Origin of the sequence: Stenotrophomonas rhizophila (genome assembly GCF_003751305.1) — a bacterium.
Taxonomy (GTDB): domain Bacteria; phylum Pseudomonadota; class Gammaproteobacteria; order Xanthomonadales; family Xanthomonadaceae; genus Stenotrophomonas; species Stenotrophomonas rhizophila_B.
In genome coordinates, this window is record NZ_RJKV01000002.1 from 815,612 (window position 1) to 832,505 (window position 16,894).

General features: G+C 64.0%; 15 protein-coding genes. 10 read left to right on the forward strand and 5 right to left on the reverse strand.

The window, feature by feature from the left end:
• The first annotated feature begins 131 nt into the window (after positions 1–131).
• From EDF74_RS18245 to EDF74_RS12195, 7 genes are all read left to right on the forward strand, one after another.
• Entirely contained in the window at positions 132–299 is a 168-nt protein-coding gene (locus EDF74_RS18245) for a hypothetical protein (protein ID WP_184997220.1), read from the forward strand.
• 177 nt (positions 300–476) lie between these two features.
• A complete protein-coding gene (locus EDF74_RS12170; RefSeq protein WP_148045951.1) occupies positions 477–1,823 on the forward strand; it encodes a hypothetical protein in 1,347 nt (448 codons plus the stop codon).
• A 411-nt stretch (positions 1,824–2,234) separates the two neighbouring features.
• Positions 2,235–2,918, forward strand: a complete 684-nt coding sequence (locus tag EDF74_RS12175; RefSeq protein ID WP_123730352.1) for a hypothetical protein — start codon at positions 2,235–2,237, stop codon at positions 2,916–2,918.
• A gap of 160 nt (positions 2,919–3,078) precedes the next feature.
• A complete protein-coding gene (rimK, locus tag EDF74_RS12180; RefSeq protein WP_123730353.1) occupies positions 3,079–3,972 on the forward strand; it encodes a 30S ribosomal protein S6--L-glutamate ligase in 894 nt (297 codons plus the stop codon).
• 261 nt (positions 3,973–4,233) lie between these two features.
• Positions 4,234–4,716: a hypothetical protein gene (locus EDF74_RS12185; protein ID WP_123730354.1), complete on the forward strand. Its 483-nt coding sequence runs from the start codon at positions 4,234–4,236 to the stop codon at positions 4,714–4,716.
• Between the two features lie 135 nt (positions 4,717–4,851).
• On the forward strand, positions 4,852–5,529 hold the full coding sequence (locus EDF74_RS12190; protein WP_019183933.1) for a response regulator transcription factor: 678 nt from the start codon (positions 4,852–4,854) through the stop codon (positions 5,527–5,529).
• Complete coding sequence (locus tag EDF74_RS12195) at positions 5,492–6,856, forward strand: sensor histidine kinase (RefSeq protein WP_123730355.1); 1,365 nt, start codon at positions 5,492–5,494, stop codon at positions 6,854–6,856. Before EDF74_RS12190 ends, EDF74_RS12195 begins: the two co-directional genes overlap by 38 nt.
• Before the next feature lie 36 nt (positions 6,857–6,892).
• Here EDF74_RS12195 and coaE read toward each other — a convergent pair whose 3' ends face one another.
• From coaE to EDF74_RS12210, 3 genes are read right to left on the reverse strand one after another with little or no spacing between them, the layout of a single operon-like run.
• The gene (gene coaE, locus EDF74_RS12200) at positions 6,893–7,504 is read right to left on the reverse strand and encodes a dephospho-CoA kinase (protein WP_123730356.1); all 612 of its coding nucleotides are present in this window, start codon (positions 7,502–7,504) and stop codon (positions 6,893–6,895) included.
• A gap of 10 nt (positions 7,505–7,514) precedes the next feature.
• Entirely contained in the window at positions 7,515–8,378 is an 864-nt protein-coding gene (locus EDF74_RS12205; protein WP_123730357.1) for a prepilin peptidase, read from the reverse strand.
• A gap of 7 nt (positions 8,379–8,385) precedes the next feature.
• Positions 8,386–9,645, reverse strand: coding sequence for a type II secretion system F family protein (locus EDF74_RS12210; protein WP_123730358.1), 1,260 nt, complete (start codon positions 9,643–9,645; stop codon positions 8,386–8,388).
• 361 nt (positions 9,646–10,006) lie between these two features.
• On the opposite strand from EDF74_RS12210, the gene EDF74_RS18400 reads away from it, so the two are divergent.
• Positions 10,007–10,384, forward strand: coding sequence for a pilin (locus EDF74_RS18400; protein ID WP_123730359.1), 378 nt, complete (start codon positions 10,007–10,009; stop codon positions 10,382–10,384).
• Positions 10,385–10,512: 128 nt separating this feature from the next.
• Positions 10,513–12,240, forward strand: coding sequence for a type IV-A pilus assembly ATPase PilB (pilB, locus tag EDF74_RS12220; RefSeq protein ID WP_123730360.1), 1,728 nt, complete (start codon positions 10,513–10,515; stop codon positions 12,238–12,240).
• Between the two features lie 64 nt (positions 12,241–12,304).
• Here pilB and EDF74_RS12225 read toward each other — a convergent pair whose 3' ends face one another.
• Both EDF74_RS12225 and EDF74_RS12230 read right to left on the reverse strand, forming a co-directional pair.
• A complete protein-coding gene (locus EDF74_RS12225; protein ID WP_123730361.1) occupies positions 12,305–13,690 on the reverse strand; it encodes a sigma-54-dependent transcriptional regulator in 1,386 nt (461 codons plus the stop codon).
• Positions 13,691–13,763: 73 nt separating this feature from the next.
• Positions 13,764–15,377 carry a sensor histidine kinase gene (locus EDF74_RS12230; RefSeq protein WP_123730362.1) on the reverse strand — a complete coding sequence of 538 codons (1,614 nt, stop codon included), beginning with the start codon at positions 15,375–15,377 and terminating at the stop codon, positions 13,764–13,766.
• A gap of 331 nt (positions 15,378–15,708) precedes the next feature.
• Here EDF74_RS12230 and sucC point away from each other — a divergent pair, with 331 nt between their 5' ends.
• Positions 15,709–16,878: an ADP-forming succinate--CoA ligase subunit beta gene (gene sucC / locus EDF74_RS12235; RefSeq protein WP_123730363.1), complete on the forward strand. Its 1,170-nt coding sequence runs from the start codon at positions 15,709–15,711 to the stop codon at positions 16,876–16,878.
• Positions 16,879–16,894: the final 16 nt, after the last annotated feature.

Sequence of the window (16,894 nt, forward strand, 5' to 3'; positions counted from 1 at the left end):
CGGATTGGGCTGTTGACTGCCTTCTGATCGTTAGAGTGAATTGCAAAGCGCACATGCATAGCCTTGAAATGCCAATTACCGGTTAGATCGCCTCCACGAAGCTCCTGGGTACTGTGCCCTTGTGTCACTGCATGCGAGGTTGCCTGAAGCCGAACAACTTGGCGGGCCGCTTAGATACGCTGGATGCAAACAACAAACAACAAACAACAAACAACAAACAACAAACAACAAACAACAAACAACAAACAACAAACAGCAAACAGCAGAATGTAAAATGCGAAGGTGATGGCGCCGGCTGAGTACGCCCATGCGCTTCTCCTCCCAGATCACTGCCGCCAACAACGAGATGGATCACTTGTACTCCGATACAACCTTCCAATGCACCGCGCATTGGTACGCAGTCACAGAAGTTAAGATCTATATCCAGTAGATTCCTTTCGTCACGTAGCGTGACTCGACACCTGAAAGGACATCAGATGAAGCGTATCACCCTATATATAGGCTTGGCCGTAGCGTTGGCAGTGGGGCAGGCTTCCGCCGCCATGCCAGGCTCCCGTTATCTGCAGCTTGCCGCTGATCAACTGGTACAACCCGGCACTGCCACTCTGCTTTCAAGCGATATCGAATTAAGCGCGCCTGGCTGGGTATACGTACAGTCGGACGGGCGCTACTTCCCTGGAGGCAGCTCTGCAGCCAGTGCCTACATCACCATCAACGGCGAGGTCGTCTCCAACGACAGCTATATCGACTGGCGCCAGTCGACGTCCGCCCAGCAGCATTCGTTCAACGTCATCGGTGCCAAGTATCTGCCCGCTGGACGCCACTCGGTCGTCTTGGCCGGACAGGCCATCGGTTCGGCGGTCAACTTCGGATCCGCCAGTAACCTCTCCGTGCTCATCACCTCTGCGGGCTCGGTAACCAACAGCCGTCTTCCTAGCGATACCGCGCAGCTGGACTTCAATACGGTCGGCAGCCCGGAAGGAATGGCATTGCTGGCCAAGGACCGCAAGCTGCTAATGACCGCCCAGGCAGGCAATCCCGGCGGCCCCATCGTGGCCATGGCATCTGGCCGCGCGTTCGACTGGGGAACCTACGGCGACGGCATGATGGGCATTTTCCTGAACGAGCAGGAGCCTGGCATCGAATCGATGACCTGGTCGATCAACGACATCTTCATTGGCGCAGAAACGCAGGCTCCGTTCTATTCGCAGGGCCTGTTCGTCAACCCGCCGGCTTACAGCAGCGTCAGCTTCGTCGCGTCCGAATCGCCGTACTACCAGCCGCAGGACGCCAATACCAACAATGTGAAGTACAAGTTCGGCGCCAACTCCCGGCTGGTGACGCTGTCCAATGGCTTCGGCGTGGCCGGCAAGGGTTTGAATCCGGGATTCAACTACGCCGCGGCAGGTCCCTACCGGCGCTTTGCATATGTATGTGTCGGGACCAATGGATTCTCGCCCAGCTGTCCGTCGGTGGGCTCGGAGGTGGTGATCGGTGAGGGCCAGGTTTGCATCCCGCAGGGGCATAACGGTGTGGTGCTGTTCTCGACGAAGTCTCGCGTGCAGGGTGATACGAACGATGGTGGCGGCAGCGTGTTCCTGTTCCTGAAGATCGATGGCCAGCAGGTGGGAAGCCTCGGCACTCAGCAGTTGGGATCCAAGCCAAACTCCGTAAGCACCCGCACTATTTCAGCCAGCTACCTGAGCGCGGGCTCTTCCGCACTAGGAACGGGCTGCCACACCGTACAGGCCGTAGCGCAGGCGCTGGGAGATTTCCGCCACATGTCGTTCAATGCCGACATGCCGCTGGTCTGGTTCGACTGACCCCCCACGCTACACGACGCCGGTGGCGGGGTTCGCCCTGTCATCGGCATCCCGAAACCCTGCTGCTCGCGGAAGGTCAGCTTCCCCAGTCGCACCAGACATGCTTTGAGAAGTTCTTCAAACGGGCGGCAACTAAGAGACGAACCGGGCTCTGGGCTAGGTAAGTCATTGTTCTTTTGCCCCGCGAGACACCGATCTAGCCGCACCTTTATCGAAATGCAGCGATAGCGGAATTGTGCAGAGCAACTTTAAGTCTGCTCGGGCAATATTCGCAGGAGTCGCGTTTGAACTCCATTCTCGTCCCGACCAGCGCTTGCGATCAAATTCCTGCTCCGCTTTTTGCCGGATGGCGTCTCATTATCGGAGACGTCGCTTTGCCATCATTGCCGTTCAATCTGATGAGGAGCGGGAATGAGTCAGTCAAGCGCAATCGATCTGCCGTCGATCCCTGAGATGTTGGGGCGAGTCAAGCTCCAGGAGAGCAGGAAAACTGGAAGGAAGGATCGCTGCGCAGTAATTGCGATGTCCGCTCTGCTGGGTGTAATGGCTGCTGTGGTTGCCGTAGCGAAGTTTGGATGGATGGGCATGGTGACTGCGAAATACACCGTGGTCCTGCTTTACGCGCTGCTTGTACTCGTTTACGCAACATGGGTAGCTCTGATGTTGGTAGAGGTGTTCAATCAAGTGAGGGCTGGTTTCAGGCAGGCCGCGCAAAGGGTAGATCGCCAGATTGCTCACCAGAGAGAGCTTATCAGCTGGCTCAGTAGTTACCCCCGTGAGCTGCTGCGGGAGCGGGCCATGCTGGTTGAATTGGAGTCCAAAAGCTGGACGCGAAGAGCAGGTATCGGCGTTGCATTCGGTGCTGCGTTTACGGTGGGTCTCAGTCTTTTGGCGGCCGCAGTCAAAGTGAACAGTACGTCACTGCCGTCGTCCGTGCCGACGTTGAACAGTTATGTGAACACAATATCCGTCACCGTCTATGCGGTCATGTTTGGGCTCCTCTTGGGTTCGGCAATGGCTTGCGTCTTCGCAGCGAGGCTGGAGAAGGTCGCAGGGGTTTTCAAAGAGGCCGCAGAAAGAGGGAGCGCGGTCTGAGCGTGGAAGCGAACGTGAGGCTTCTACTGGATAGTCGGCTGCGCTTGAACGTGCGGCCGGCGTGAGTGCTGGGTTTTTGGCGATGGGGTTTATTGGTTTTGACACCTCCACCACACCTGCCACACGCTATGCTTCGCGCTTTCCCGCCCCCTGCGCCGCGATGAAACTCGCCATCCTGTCCCGCAACAGCAAGCTGTACTCCACGCGTCGCCTGGTGGAGGCCGCGCGCGCGCGGGGCCATACCGTGCGCATCCTTGATCCGCTGCGCTGCTACATGCGGATCGCCGCGGACGGCTTCACCATGCATTACAAGGGGCGGCCGATCACCGGGGTGGACGCGGTGATCCCGCGCATCGGTGCCTCGGTCACCCGCTACGGGACGGCGGTGCTGCGCCAGTTCGAGATGATGGGCGCCCGCACGCCCAACCCCTCCGATGCCATCCTGCGCGCCCGCGACAAGCTGCGGGCGCACCAGATCCTGGCCTCCAAGGGCATCGACATGCCGGTCACGGTGTTCGGTGACAACCCGGACGACACCGTCGATCTGCTCTCGATGCTCGGCCCGCCGCCGCACGTGGTGAAGCTCAACGAGGGTACCCAGGGCCGCGGCGTGATCCTCACCGAGAAGGCCAGCGCTTCGCGCGGCATCGTGGAGGCGCTGCGCGGGCTGTACGCCAATTTCCTGATGCAGGAGTTCATCGGTGAGGCACAAGGCGCGGACCTGCGCTGCCTGGTGGTGGGCGACCAGGTGGTCGGCGCGATGCAGCGCCAGGCGCCGGAGGGCGACTTCCGCTCGAATCTGCATGCCGGGGGCAGTGCGCGCGCTGCCAAGGCGAGCCGGGCGGAGCAGCAGGTGGCCGTGCGTTCGGCCAAGGCACTGGGCCTGGGCGTGGCGGGAGTCGATCTGATCCGCTCAAGCCGTGGTCCGCTGGTGCTGGAGGTGAATTCCACCCCAGGCCTGGAGGGCATCGAGGCGATCTGCCGGGAAGACTTGGCCGGGCGCATCATCGACCATGTCGTTTCGTTGAAAAAACCTGTCAATACAAGGGGTTGACAGGGGTTTCTGCAGTAGGGGAGGGTCTTAACATCGGTTTAATCGATCCCGGCGTAGGCTCTGTCGAACCGCAGCTCTGCCCTCCTCAGCAGGAACGGTAATCGGGAAACACCTTCAGGCCCGGTCAGCGCCAGCTGTCCGGGCCTTTTTCCGGATTGAAGGCCGGTGGCGCCCAGATTCGACCCTGCCATCAGTGACTTGTGGGTGCCGCTTCCAAGCTCGTAAAGTTGGCGCTCATACATGTGGATAAGGATGTCGCGGATGTATCGATTGCTCGCTATTGCATTGCTTGCAAGCCTCCCGTTGGCCGCGCAGGCCGGCGCCGACGGCAAGGGGCGTGACGCTGCGGTGGCCATCACCGCCGATGCGCCCGTGGCCGAACAACTGGCCAACGTCGAACGCGCGCTGGGAAGCGAGGCTTACAGTGAGATCAGCATGGAAGACAAAAGCCGGGTGCAGGCGGCCGTGACCCGTATCCGCAACCGGATGGGTGACCGCGAGCGCATGGACCAGCTGCCGGCGCAGCAGCTCACCGAGATATTCAATGATCAGGAAGTGGTGAACACCATCCTGACCCGGGCCAAGGCAGACAGCCGCATGGTCTGCCGCCGCGAGCGCGCCACCGGCAGCAACATGAACAAGAGCATCTGCATGACCGTGGCCCAGCGCCGGGAAGCGACCGAACGGGCCAAGAGCCTGATGGACGATCCGCGCCGCTTGGCACCCAAGGAAATGACACTTTGACGCGCTTTCAGCATTCGACGGTGTCTAATGTTAACAATGAAGCCTGTATCTTCAGCCTGAACCCGTGCCGCGCGCCCTGCCGCGCAGCGGCGCAGGTCAGTCTTTTCCGTCGAACACCCTGAAACAGAGGTCCCAGTGCGAATTCTCGTCATCGAAGACAACAGCGACATTGCCGCCAACCTGGGCGATTACCTCGAAGACCGCGGCCACACCGTCGACTTCGCCGCCGACGGCGTGACCGGCCTGCATCTGGCGGTCGTCCACGAGTTTGACGCGATCGTGCTGGACCTCAACCTGCCCGGCATGGACGGGATCGAGGTCTGCCGCAAGCTGCGCAATGAAGCGCGCAAGCAGACTCCGGTGCTGATGCTGACCGCCCGCGATTCGCTGGACAACAAGCTGGCCGGTTTCGATTCCGGCGCCGATGACTACCTGATCAAGCCGTTCGCGCTGCAGGAAGTCGAAGTGCGCTTGAATGCCCTGTCGCGTCGCGGCAAGGGTGTGCAGACCCGTGTGCTGGAAACCGGCGATCTGGAATACAACCTGGACACGCTGGAAGTGCGCCGCCAGGGCAAGCTGCTGCAACTGAACCCGACCGCATTGAAAATCCTGCAGGCGCTGATGGAAGCTTCGCCGGCCGTCGTTACCCGCCAGGAACTGGAAACCCGCGTGTGGGGCGAAGAGCTGCCGGACTCGGATTCCCTGCGCGTGCATATCCACGGCCTGCGCGCCGTGGTCGACAAGCCTTTCGAGGTGCCGATGATCCAGACCCGTCATGGCATCGGATACCGCATCGCCGCGCCGGAAGCCTGATCCGGTGACGGGGAAGGGGGAGCGCCGCCGCGCGCCATACCGGCGCCGGCTGCGCAGCCGCATCATCGTCTCGTTCGTGCTGTTGGGCTTCTGCCTGACCACGTTGTTTGCGTTCGCCACCAACTGGACCCGCGCCCGCGTGGAAAACCAGCTGGTCGAAGATGTGATGAATCGCAACATCAACGAGTACGCCAAGCGCTTCGCGGCAGACCCCTCGCGCAGCCCCGACCTCCCCGTGCAACAGATGTACGCGCGGCTGGTCAGGCCGGACAAGTTTGAAGCCCTGCGCCAGGAACAGCCGGACTGGTACAACCTCAACGATGGCATCCACGGCGTAAGCGGTGTGGATGAGGGCGGCAAGCCGTTTTCCTACAAGCTCGCGGTGCGCAAGACGCCAGATGTGTGGTTCTTCCTCGCCTATGACATGACCGAGAGCATCCGCGGCGAGAGCCAGCTCAACCGCGCGCTGTTCTTCTCGGTGCTGGTGTTCAGTGTGCTGTCGCTGGTGCTGGGCTGGTGGTCGGCCTCCAAGGTCATGAAGCCGGTGTCCGATCTGGCGGCCCGCCTGCGCGCGTATCGCGGTGGCACCAGCGAGCCGGAGCCGCTGGCGCCGCGCTTCCCGGACGATGAAGTGGGCCAGCTGGCCCAGGCGCTGGACGACTATTCCGCGCGGCTGACCGAAGTGGTGCAGCGCGACCGCGAGTTCAACGCCGACGTCAGCCACGAGCTGCGCACGCCGCTGGCGGTGATCCGTGGTGCCACCGAACTGCTGCTGACCCGCCCGGATCTCGATCCCAAGGTGCTGCAGCGCCTGCAGCGCATCCAGCGTGCCGAACAGCAATGCACCGATCTGATCGGCGCGCTGCTGCTGCTTTCACGCAACGAGCGCGGGCAGGGCAGCAGCAATGTCGCCCGGGTCTCGGAGCAGCTGCTGGATTCGCACCGCGCCCAGCTGGGCGGCAAGCCACTGGAACTGATCCTGGAAGGCAATCACGACCTGGTGATCGATGCGCCGGAATCGGCCCTGTCGGTCGCCTTGGGCAACCTGATCGGCAATGCCGTGAAGTACTCCAAGGAAGGCGCCGTGCGCGTGCGCGTGGGCAACAACGCGGTCGAGGTGATCGACAGCGGCCCCGGCCTGAGCGAGGAAGATGCTGCCAAGCTGTTCCAGCGCGGCTATCGCGGCACGCATGCGGGGCACTCGCAGGGCGGCGGCATCGGCCTGTCGATCGTCAGCCGCCTGTGCGACCTCTACGGCTGGCAGGTCAATGTCCGCCCCGGCGCAGAGCGCGGCGTCATCGCCACGCTGACCTTCTCTCCAGCGTAAGTCGGTAGAGCCGACCGTTGGTCGGCGCCTCCAGATCTACCGCGCCGCCAGCACCCGGTACGCCTGATCCAGCCGCTCCACGTGCGCTTGCAGGTGCGCCGGCTGGCCATCATTGACCACCACATCATCGGCCAGCGCCAAACGCGCCTCGCGGCTGGCCTGGGCGGCGATCATGCGGTCGGCCAGGGCGCTGTCGATCCCGTCGCGCTGCATCAGCCGTGCATGCTGCACGGCGACCGGCACGTCCACCACCAGGATCCGGTCCAGCCACGGGTACTGCTGGCGGCCACCGGCTTCGGTCAGCAGGGGGATCGCGGCGATCGCATACGGCCCGTCCGCCTGTTCGCAGGTCTGGCGCAGCAGCTGGCGGATCGCCGGATGGGTGATCGCCTCCAGCGCCTGGCGCTCCTGCACCGAATCGAAGATGCGCGCGCGCAGCGCGGCACGGTCGAGCTGGCCGTCAGCCAGCAGGATGTCATGCCCGAAATGCGCGGCAATCCGCGCCAGCCCCTCGCTGCCCGGTGCAACCACCGCGCGGGCAGCCAGATCGGCGTCGGCCACGGTGATGCCCAGCGCTTCGAAGCGACGGCTGACCTCGCTTTTGCCGGCGGCAATGCCGCCGGTCAGCCCGATCACGAAGCGACTCATCGCACCGGCCTCAACGCAGGCCGGCGTAGCTCAGGTAGCCGTTGATCAACGGCTCGCCCCACATGAACACGATCCAGCCGGCAATGGCCAGGTACGGCCCGAACGGGATCGGCGTGGCCCGGTCGCGGCCGCGCGAGTACAGCCAGATCGAGCCGACGATGGCGCCCACGATGGACGACAGCAGGATGATCGGCAGGATGCCCTTGAGCCCACACCAGGCACCCAGCGCGGCCAGCAGCTTGAAATCGCCGTGGCCCATGCCTTCCTTGCCGGTGATCTGCTTGAACAGCCACCACACCGACCACAACGAGAGATAGCCGGCCAGCGCACCCAGCAAGGCCGGTTTGGCCGGCATGTACAGGTTGTCGCTGGCCGCGATCAGGCCGAGCCACATCAAGGGCAGGGTCAATTGATCCGGTAACAGCTGGGTGCGCAGATCGATGCCGGACAGCGCCACCAGGAAGCAGCTCAGCACGATCGCGCCGAAGCCCTGCCAGCCGAACCCGAACTGCCAGACGCTGGCGAGCACCAGCACGGCGGTCAGCAGCTCTACCAGCGGGTACTGGATCGAGATCGGGGCGTGGCAATGGCGGCACTTGCCGCGCAACGCCAGCCAGCTGAACAGCGGGATGTTCTCGAACCAGGACAGCTTGTGCTTGCAGTGCGGGCAGTGCGAGGGCTCCACCACGATCCCCGGCGGAGGCGGCTCGTAGATGTCCGGCTCTTCCAGCACTTCGCGCGCATCGCGCTTCCACTCCCACTCCAGCCGCTTGGGCAGGCGCAGGATGACGACGTTGAGGAAGCTGCCCAGGAGCAGCCCCAGTCCGGCCGCGGCGGGGTAGCCGAGGATGGGGTGCTGGTCGAGAAATGCCATTTATTGATTATCCAACCACGGAGGCGAGTTTGAAGATGGGCAGGTACATGCCGACCACCATACCGCCGACGACCACGCCGATGAAGACCATGATCATCGGTTCGAGCAGGCTGCTCAAGGCATCGACCGCATTGTTGACCTCCTGCTCGAAGTACTCGGCCACCTTGAACAGCATGGTGTCCAGCGCGCCGGCCTCTTCGCCGATCGCGGTCATCTGCACCACCATGTGCGGGAAAATGTTGACCTGCTTCATGGCCATGTTGACCGGGTAGCCGACGGAGACATCGTCGCGCATGCGCAGCACGGCTTCCTCGTAGACCTTGTTGCCGGTGGCGCCGGCCACGATGCCCAGCGCCTCCACCAGCGGCACGCCGGCCTTGAAGGTCACCGCCGTGGTCCGTGCGAAGCGGGCGATCGAGCTGTTGTGCATGATCTGGCCGATCACCGGCACCTTCAGGATGAAGCGGTCCATGCCGTGCTGCATCGAGGGCGAGCGTCTGTAGGCAAACACGAACCCCACTATCGTTCCGATAACGACGAACAGGATCACCCACCACCATGCCACCATGAATCGCGAGGCACCCACGATCAGCTGGGTGAAGGCAGGCAGGTCGGCACCAAAGCTCTTGAACACGTCTTCGAACTGGGGCACCACGAAGATCAGCAGGATCGCGCTGACGAGCAGCGCCACCGCGATGACCATGGTCGGGTAGAACAGCGCCTTCTTGATCTTGCCCTTGAGGGCCTCGATGTTCTCTTTGTAGTTGGCCACCGTATCAAGCACGGTTTCCAGCACGCCGGCACCTTCGCCTGCTCGGACCAGATTCCGGTAGAGCTCGTCGAACTGAACCGGATGCTTGCTGATCGCTTCGTAAAGCGACGAGCCGCCCTCAATGTCGGTGCGGATACTCTCAACCATCTTGCGCATGCGCGGGTTCTTATGACCCGTACCAATGATCTCCAGCGCGCTGACGATCGGCACGCCGGACTTCATCATGATCGCCATTTGGCGACTGAAGAAGGCGACGTCCTTAGTGCTGATCGCGCTGCCGGTTGCCCCGAACAAGGGCTTCGGCTTCGGCTTGACCACCGTGGGCGTGATGCCCTGGCGACGCAGCTCGGCACGCAGCAGGTTGGCGTTCTTGGCAGGCGTTTCGCCCTTCATCTTGACGCCACGCTTGTCGGTCCCCACCCAGACAAACGGTTGCAGCTCCATGGTATTGCGGACCACGGGCTCTTTCTTGATGGCACTACGGCTGACAGACATTTCAGGCTCCCCAGCCACGCCATCCCCAGGCGGGCTATCTCGCGGCATGGTAGCGGGTTCCGTGGGCGCTGGGCAGTCCTGCCGGGTGCCCCGAAGCGATGGGGTGCCCGGACCGGGTGTGTCAGAAGGTGACGTAACCGGTCACATTGCCGGGTCCATCGCAAATTGTTGCGCGGGGGGTTCCAATCCGGAAGATTGCTGCCATCATTGCGCCGGGGAATGCTGGGGAGCATTGCCGGCTCACTTGGCATGCAACCTGCTTCGATCCACCTGCACAGGGCGCCCGCCCCGCTCAACCGGCCTGCCGGTCCGGCGACGGCCCAGTGCCCTACCAACTTTGTTATCTCTAGGGGATGTACTCATGAAGAACCAGAAGGGCTTTACCCTGATCGAACTGATGATCGTTGTGGCGATCATCGCGATCCTGGCCGCCATTGCGCTGCCGCAGTACCGGAACTACACCGCGCGCGCCAAGATCACGCAGGCCATCGGCTCGGTTGCTGGTGAGAAGATCAAGGTCGGTGAAAACCACGCCTCTGAAGAAGCCCTTTGCACCGGCATCAAGGCCGGTCTTTGTGCGGACGGCACGCTCACCGGTACCTCGAATGATGGTAACACCACTGTCTCGATCGCTCCGACGATCGACGCCACTGGCGTGAACCCGATCACCTGGGCGTGTACTGTGACTGCGTCGACTGTCGCTTCGTACAAGGACAAGCCCTGCGACGCGTTGAACTAAGTCGTTTGCTAAGTCCTGTTCCTTGTTGGAGCTGTGGCTAGGATGCCCGCGAGAAATCGCGGGCATCTGCATTTGTATTAGGTGGCGTTCGCGTCTATAACCCTGCCAATGACTTCAAAGCTCTGCCTATGAACGCAGTCACCTCTCCTAACCTCGTCGGCATCACCGGCATCGCCCGCCGTCTGGTCCAGGACGGTGCGCTGGAGGAAGCCGTCGCCCGCGCTGCCATGGCCGACGCCACCGCCGCCCGGCAACCGCTGCCGCAGTGGTTCGCGGACAAGAAGCTGGTCACCGCCGCGCAGCTGGCCGCGGCCAATGCGCTGGAGTTCGGCATGCCGCTGCTGGACGTGAGCGCGTTCGACACCAGCCACAACGCCATGAAGCTGGTCAGCGAGGAGCTGCTGCGCAAGCACCACGTGCTGCCGCTGTTCAAGCGTGGCGGCAAGCTGTTCGTCGGCACCAGCAACCCGACCCATTCGCTGGACGAGATCAAGTTCCACACCAACCTGGTGGTCGAGCCGATCCTGGTCGACGAGGAGCAGATCCGCCGCACGCTGGAGCAGTGGCAGACCACCCAGGATGCTCTGGGCTCGGCGCTGGGCGGCGGCGACGATGACATGGGCGACCTGGATGTCTCGGCCGGCGATGAGGAAGGCGGCGCGACCGATTCCGGTGTCGATGCCAAGGGCGACGACACCCCGGTGGTCAAGTTCATCAACAAGGTGCTGGTCGATGCGATCCGCAAGGGCGCCTCGGACATCCATTTCGAACCCTATGAAGACGACTATCGGGTGCGCCTGCGCATCGATGGTCTGCTCAAGAACGTGGCCAAGGCACCGGTCAAGCTCAACCAGCGCATCGCCGCGCGCCTGAAGGTGATGGCGCAGCTGGACATCGCCGAGAAGCGCGTGCCGCAGGATGGGCGCATCAAGCTCAACCTCTCCAAGACCAAGCAGATCGATTTCCGCGTCAGCACGTTGCCGACCCTGTTCGGCGAGAAGGTGGTGCTGCGTATCCTCGATGGCAGCGCGGCCAAGCTGGGCATCGACAAGCTCGGCTACGAGCCGGCTCAGCAGAAGCTGTTCCTGGATGCGATCCACAAGCCCTACGGCATGGTGCTGGTGACCGGCCCGACCGGCTCGGGCAAGACCGTGTCGCTGTATACCGCGCTGGGCATCCTCAACGATGAGACGCGCAACATCTCCACCGCGGAAGACCCGGTGGAAATCCGCCTGCCCGGCGTCAACCAGGTGCAGCAGAACGTCAAGCGCGGCATGACCTTCGCCGCGGCGCTGCGCTCGTTCCTGCGCCAGGATCCGGACATCATCATGGTCGGCGAAATCCGCGACCTGGAGACGGCCGAGATCGCGATCAAGGCCGCGCAGACCGGCCATATGGTGCTGTCCACCCTGCATACCAACGATGCGCCGCAGACCATCGCGCGCCTGATGAACATGGGTATCGCCCCGTACAACATCACCAGCTCGGTGACGCTGGTGATCGCCCAGCGCTTAGCACGCCGGTTGTGCAGCCGCTGCAAGCGTCCGGTCGAGCTGCCGGCCAATGCATTGCTGGCCGAAGGCTTCACCCAGGCCCAGCTGGAGGCCGGCATCAAGCTGTTCGAGCCGGTCGGCTGCGATGAGTGCACCGAGGGCTACAAGGGCCGTACCGGTATCTACCAGGTAATGCCGATGACGGATGAGATCTCCACGATCGTGCTGGCCGGTGGCAATGCGCTGCAGATCGCCGAGGCCGCGCAGCAGGCGGGGGTGAACGACCTGCGCCAGTCCGCGCTGGCCAAGGCCGCCGCCGGTGTGACCGGTCTGGCCGAGATCAACCGCGTCACCAAGGATTGAGTGATACCGCCACAACGAAAAGGCCCGCGAATGCGGGCCTTTTTCGTTGTGGCGGCGGGTGGGCTCAGTCCATGCCGAGCTTTTTCAGCTTGTAGCGCAACGCGCGGAAGGTGATGCCCAGCTGCGCGGCGGTGCGGGTCTTGTTCCAGCGGTTCTCTTCCAGCGCCTTCTGGATCGCGGTGCGCTCCATCTGTTCGATGTAGGAGGGCAGGGCACCGCTGCCGGTGGGCAGGTCGATCACGGCCTCCTGCTGTGTGGTGGCCACAGTGCTGGCACCGAAGCGCGGCGCGTGCTGCGGCAGGCGCAGGTCGCTGGCGCCGATGCGGTCTTCCTCGGCCAGGGCCAGGGCGCGTTCCAGGATGTTCTCCAGTTCGCGCACGTTGCCGGGGAAGTGGTACTGGGCCAGTGCATCCAGCGCCGAGGGCGCGAGCAGCGGGGTCGGGCGGTTGTGGGTGCGGGCCAGCCGGGCCAGGATCGAGGCGGCCAGCGCGGGCAGGTCGCTGCGGCGCTCGCGCAGCGGCGGCACGCGCAGTTCGATCACGTTGATGCGGTAGTACAGGTCGTGGCGGAAGCGGCCGTCTTCGACCAGCTCGCCCAGGTCCTTGTGGGTGGCCGAGAGGATGCGCACGTCCACCGGTACCTCGGTGGCGGCGCCGACCGGGCGGATGGATTTTTCCTGGATCGCGCGCAGCAGCTTGACCTGCATCTGCAGGGGCAGCTCGGCCACTTCATCCAGGAACAGGGTGCCGCCATGCGCCGCCTGGAACAGGCCGGGCTTGTCCGCGTGCGCGCCACTGAAGCTGCCCTTCTTGTGGCCGAAGAACTCGCTCTCCATCAACTCGGAGGGGATCGCGCCGCAGTTGACCGGCACGAAGGCGCCGGGCGCGCGCGCGCTCTGCGCATGGATGGTGCGGGCCACCAGCTCTTTGCCGACGCCGGATTCGCCGAGGATGTAGACCGGGGCCTGGCTGCGCGCGACTTTGCCGATGGTGGCGCGCAGCACGTCCATCGAGGGCGAATCGCCGAGCAGGCGCGCGGCCTGTTCGGGCGCGAGTGGCGCCGGGGCGGCACGCTCGGTGTTGTTGAGTTCCAGCGCGTGCTTGACCAGGCCGCGCAGCACCGAGATGTCGACCGGCTTGCTGACGAAATCGAACGCGCCGGCCTTCAGCGCTTCCACCGCCAGGTCCATGCTGCCGAACGCGGTGATCATCGCCACCGGGGTGCGCGGGTAATGCTGCGCGATCTCGGTGACCAGTTCGATGCCGTTGCCGTCGGGCAACCGCATGTCGGTGATGCACAGGTCGTAGGGGTTGCTGGCGAGCAGCTCACGGGCTTCGGCGAGATTGGCCGCGGTGCTGATGCGCAGGCCCATCCGGCCCAGGGTCAGTACCAGCAGTTCGCGGATGTCGCGTTCGTCGTCGACGACGAGGGCGCTGCGGGTGTCATTCATAGGAAAGGAAGATAGCCGAGGGCGGTCATTGGCGACAAATGTTTGACGGTGGGGGCCGGATGTGACGTGACGCTCATCCCGACATCATCGTGTGCGGCCCGGCCAGCACCAGCCGGAAACAGGCGCCGCCCGCCGGCACCGAGACGTACTCCAGCCGGGCCTGGTTGGCGCGGCACAGCTCGCGGGCGATGTACAGGCCCAGGCCGGTGCCGTGCTCGGAGGTGGTGAAGAACGGACGGAACAGCTGGCTGGCCACGGTCTCGGGAATCCCCGGGCCGCGGTCCATCACATCGATGATGGCGATGCGGTCCTGGCGCGCTACGCGCAGCCGTACCCGCGCCGGCTCCTCGGCCACGCGGCCGTACTTGAGCGCGTTGTGGACCAGCACGGTGAGGATCTGGTGCAGGTGGCGCGGGTCCACCAGGGCATGCACCGAGGTCTCGCTGATGATCGGCTCCACGCTGTCGGTTTCCAGCGACAGGCCCTGCTTGTACTCCAGCACGAAGCGGCGCACGAAGGCGGCCAGATCCACGTTCTCCGGGTTGGCGCGCTCGCGCCGCGCCAGGCCGAGCACGCTTTCCACGATGCCGTTGGTGCGCTGGCACTGCTGGCCGATGATCTGCAGCAGGCGGCGGTCGGTGTCGCCGAGGTCGGTGGACTCTTCCAGCAGCTGGGCCGCGTAGTTGATCGCCGCCAGCGGGTTGCGGATCTCATGGGCCAGGCTGGCCGAGAAGCGGCCCATCGCCGACAGGGTGAGCGATTCGGCGCGGCGCGAGACCACGGTGGAGTCGTCCAGGAACACCAGGGTCAGGTCGCTGCCGGCCAGCAGGCGGGCGAAACGCGGCTGCACCTCGGGCTGGTCCGGCGAGAGTTGCAGGGGCAGCTCTTCGTTGGTCCAGCCGTTGCGCCAGCGCTGCAGGCGGCGGCTCAGCTCGGGCGCGGCGCTGCCCAGTTCCAGGCGGCCGCTGCCACTGTTGCCGTCGGCATCGCCGAGCAGGGTGGAGGCCGCTTCGTTGGCCAGGGTGATGCGGTTGGCGCCATCGACCACGATCACCCCGGTGCGCATGCGCCGGATGATCAGTTCGTTGATCTGGAACAGGTTGGCCACTTCATCGCCGCGCCGGTTGGCCAACTGCTGGTTCATGCGGGCGCGGTTGCCGACCTGGTAGCTGATGAAGGCGATGGCCAGGTAGCTGGTGACGAACATGGCCAGCTCGGCCAGGGTGCGGGTGGGATCACCGCCTTCGACCAGCTTCCACATGTATTCGCCGGCCGTGGCGAGGCTGGCCGCGACCGCCAGGGCCAGCCCCATGCTGAGCGGCAGCAGCGTCGCGGCGGCGGCGATGTTGAACAGCAGCGACATCGAGATGCCCGCGCTGGCGCCGGGCAGGGCATGCGCCAGCAGGGTGGCGGCGATGATGTCGGCGGCCACGCTCCACACCACGATGGTGCGCAGCCAGCGCTCGTTGCGGCCGAACAGCAGCACCAGCAGGGCGACGACCAGGTAGGCAATGACCACAATGGTGGCCAGGCGCGGATGCTCGGCCGAGCCCACCAGGCTGCTCAGCGGGCTGAACAGCAAGGCGGCGATGACCGAGGCCATCAGCAGGCGGTACAGCGCGAAGAAGTACAGCTCGCGCCGCGGAATCGATTCGATGCGGTCGATCAATGAAGCACTGGGTGACACGCCGGAACTCCCCTTCTGGCACGGAGCCAGTGTAGGGCGTCCGGCCCGGTTTGGGGGCTGCCGCCAGGGGCGAGGGCGTGAAGGCCGGGCCGTGGGCGGGGACGGGCCGGCTGCGCGGCCCCGGCCTGGCCGGCCGGGCAGCGGCTTCGGGCACGACCCGCAACTGCCTGAAATTGCGCTGGAAACGGCCCCGCGCGGGTGTCTTGGGACTGACTTCTTTGCGCGCGCGCGCCGGGTCGTCCACAATAGTGGGCCCGCCGCGGTCCTTACCGGCGCCCCCGTGAGGGAGCCTTGGAGATGCGTGCGGTCGTTCCTATTCCCACGGTGACGCATGAATTTCCACGAATACCAGTCAAAACAGCTGCTTGCCGAGTACGGCATTCCCGTTCCGGCCGGCAAGGTCGCGGCTACTCCGGACGAAGCGGTTGACGCTGCCAACGCCCTGGGCCAGGGCCCCTGGATGGTCAAGGCGCAGATCCACGCTGGCGGCCGCGGCAAGGCTGGCGGCGTCAAGTTCTGCAAGACCACCGACGACGTGAAGGCCGCTGCGGCCAAGATGCTCGGCACCAAGATGGCCACCTACCAGACCGCCGGCGTTGAACTGCCGGTCAACCTGGTGCTGGTGACCACCGCCGGTGAGATCGTCAAGGAACTGTACCTGTCGGTGCTGGTTGACCGTGGCACCAAGACCATCACCTACATCGCCTCTTCGGAAGGCGGCGTGGAGATCGAGCAGGTCGCCGCTGAAACCCCGGAGCTGATCCACTCGCTCAACGTTGATTTCGTTGAAGGCGTGCAGGGTTACCACGGCCGTGATTTCGGCTTCAAGCTGGGCCTGACCGCCAAGCAGGCCGGCCAGTTCGCCAGCATCATGGTGAACCTGTACCGCCTGTTCAACGAAAAGGACCTGGCCCTGGTTGAAATCAACCCGCTGGCCATCCTGGACGACGGCAACCTGTACGCGCTGGACGGCAAGTTCGACAGCGACGACAACGCCGCGTTCCGTCAGAAGGCGCTGGTTGCCATGCGCGACAAGACCCAGGAAGACGAAACCGAAGTGACCGCTTCGGAGCTGGACATCAACTACGTCACCATGGACGGCAACATCGGCTGCATGGTCAACGGCGCCGGTCTGGCCATGGCCACCATGGACGTCATCAAGCTCAACGGCGGCGAGCCGGCGAACTTCCTGGACGTGGGCGGCGGTGCGAACAAGCAGCGCGTCATCGAAGCGTTCAAGCTGATCCTGTCCTCGGACAAGGTCGAAGGCATCTTCGTCAACATCTTCGGCGGCATCGTCCGCTGCGACATGATTGCCGAAGGCATCATCGCCGCGGTCAAGGAAGTGGGCGTCAAGGTTCCGGTCGTGGTGCGCCTGGAAGGCACCAACGTGGAAGAAGGCAAGCAGCTGCTGCGTGACAGCGGCATGGCCATCATCCCGGCCGACAACATCAACGACGGTGCCAAGAAGGTCGTCGAAGCTGTCAAAGCCGCCGCCTGATCCGACACCGAAGGAA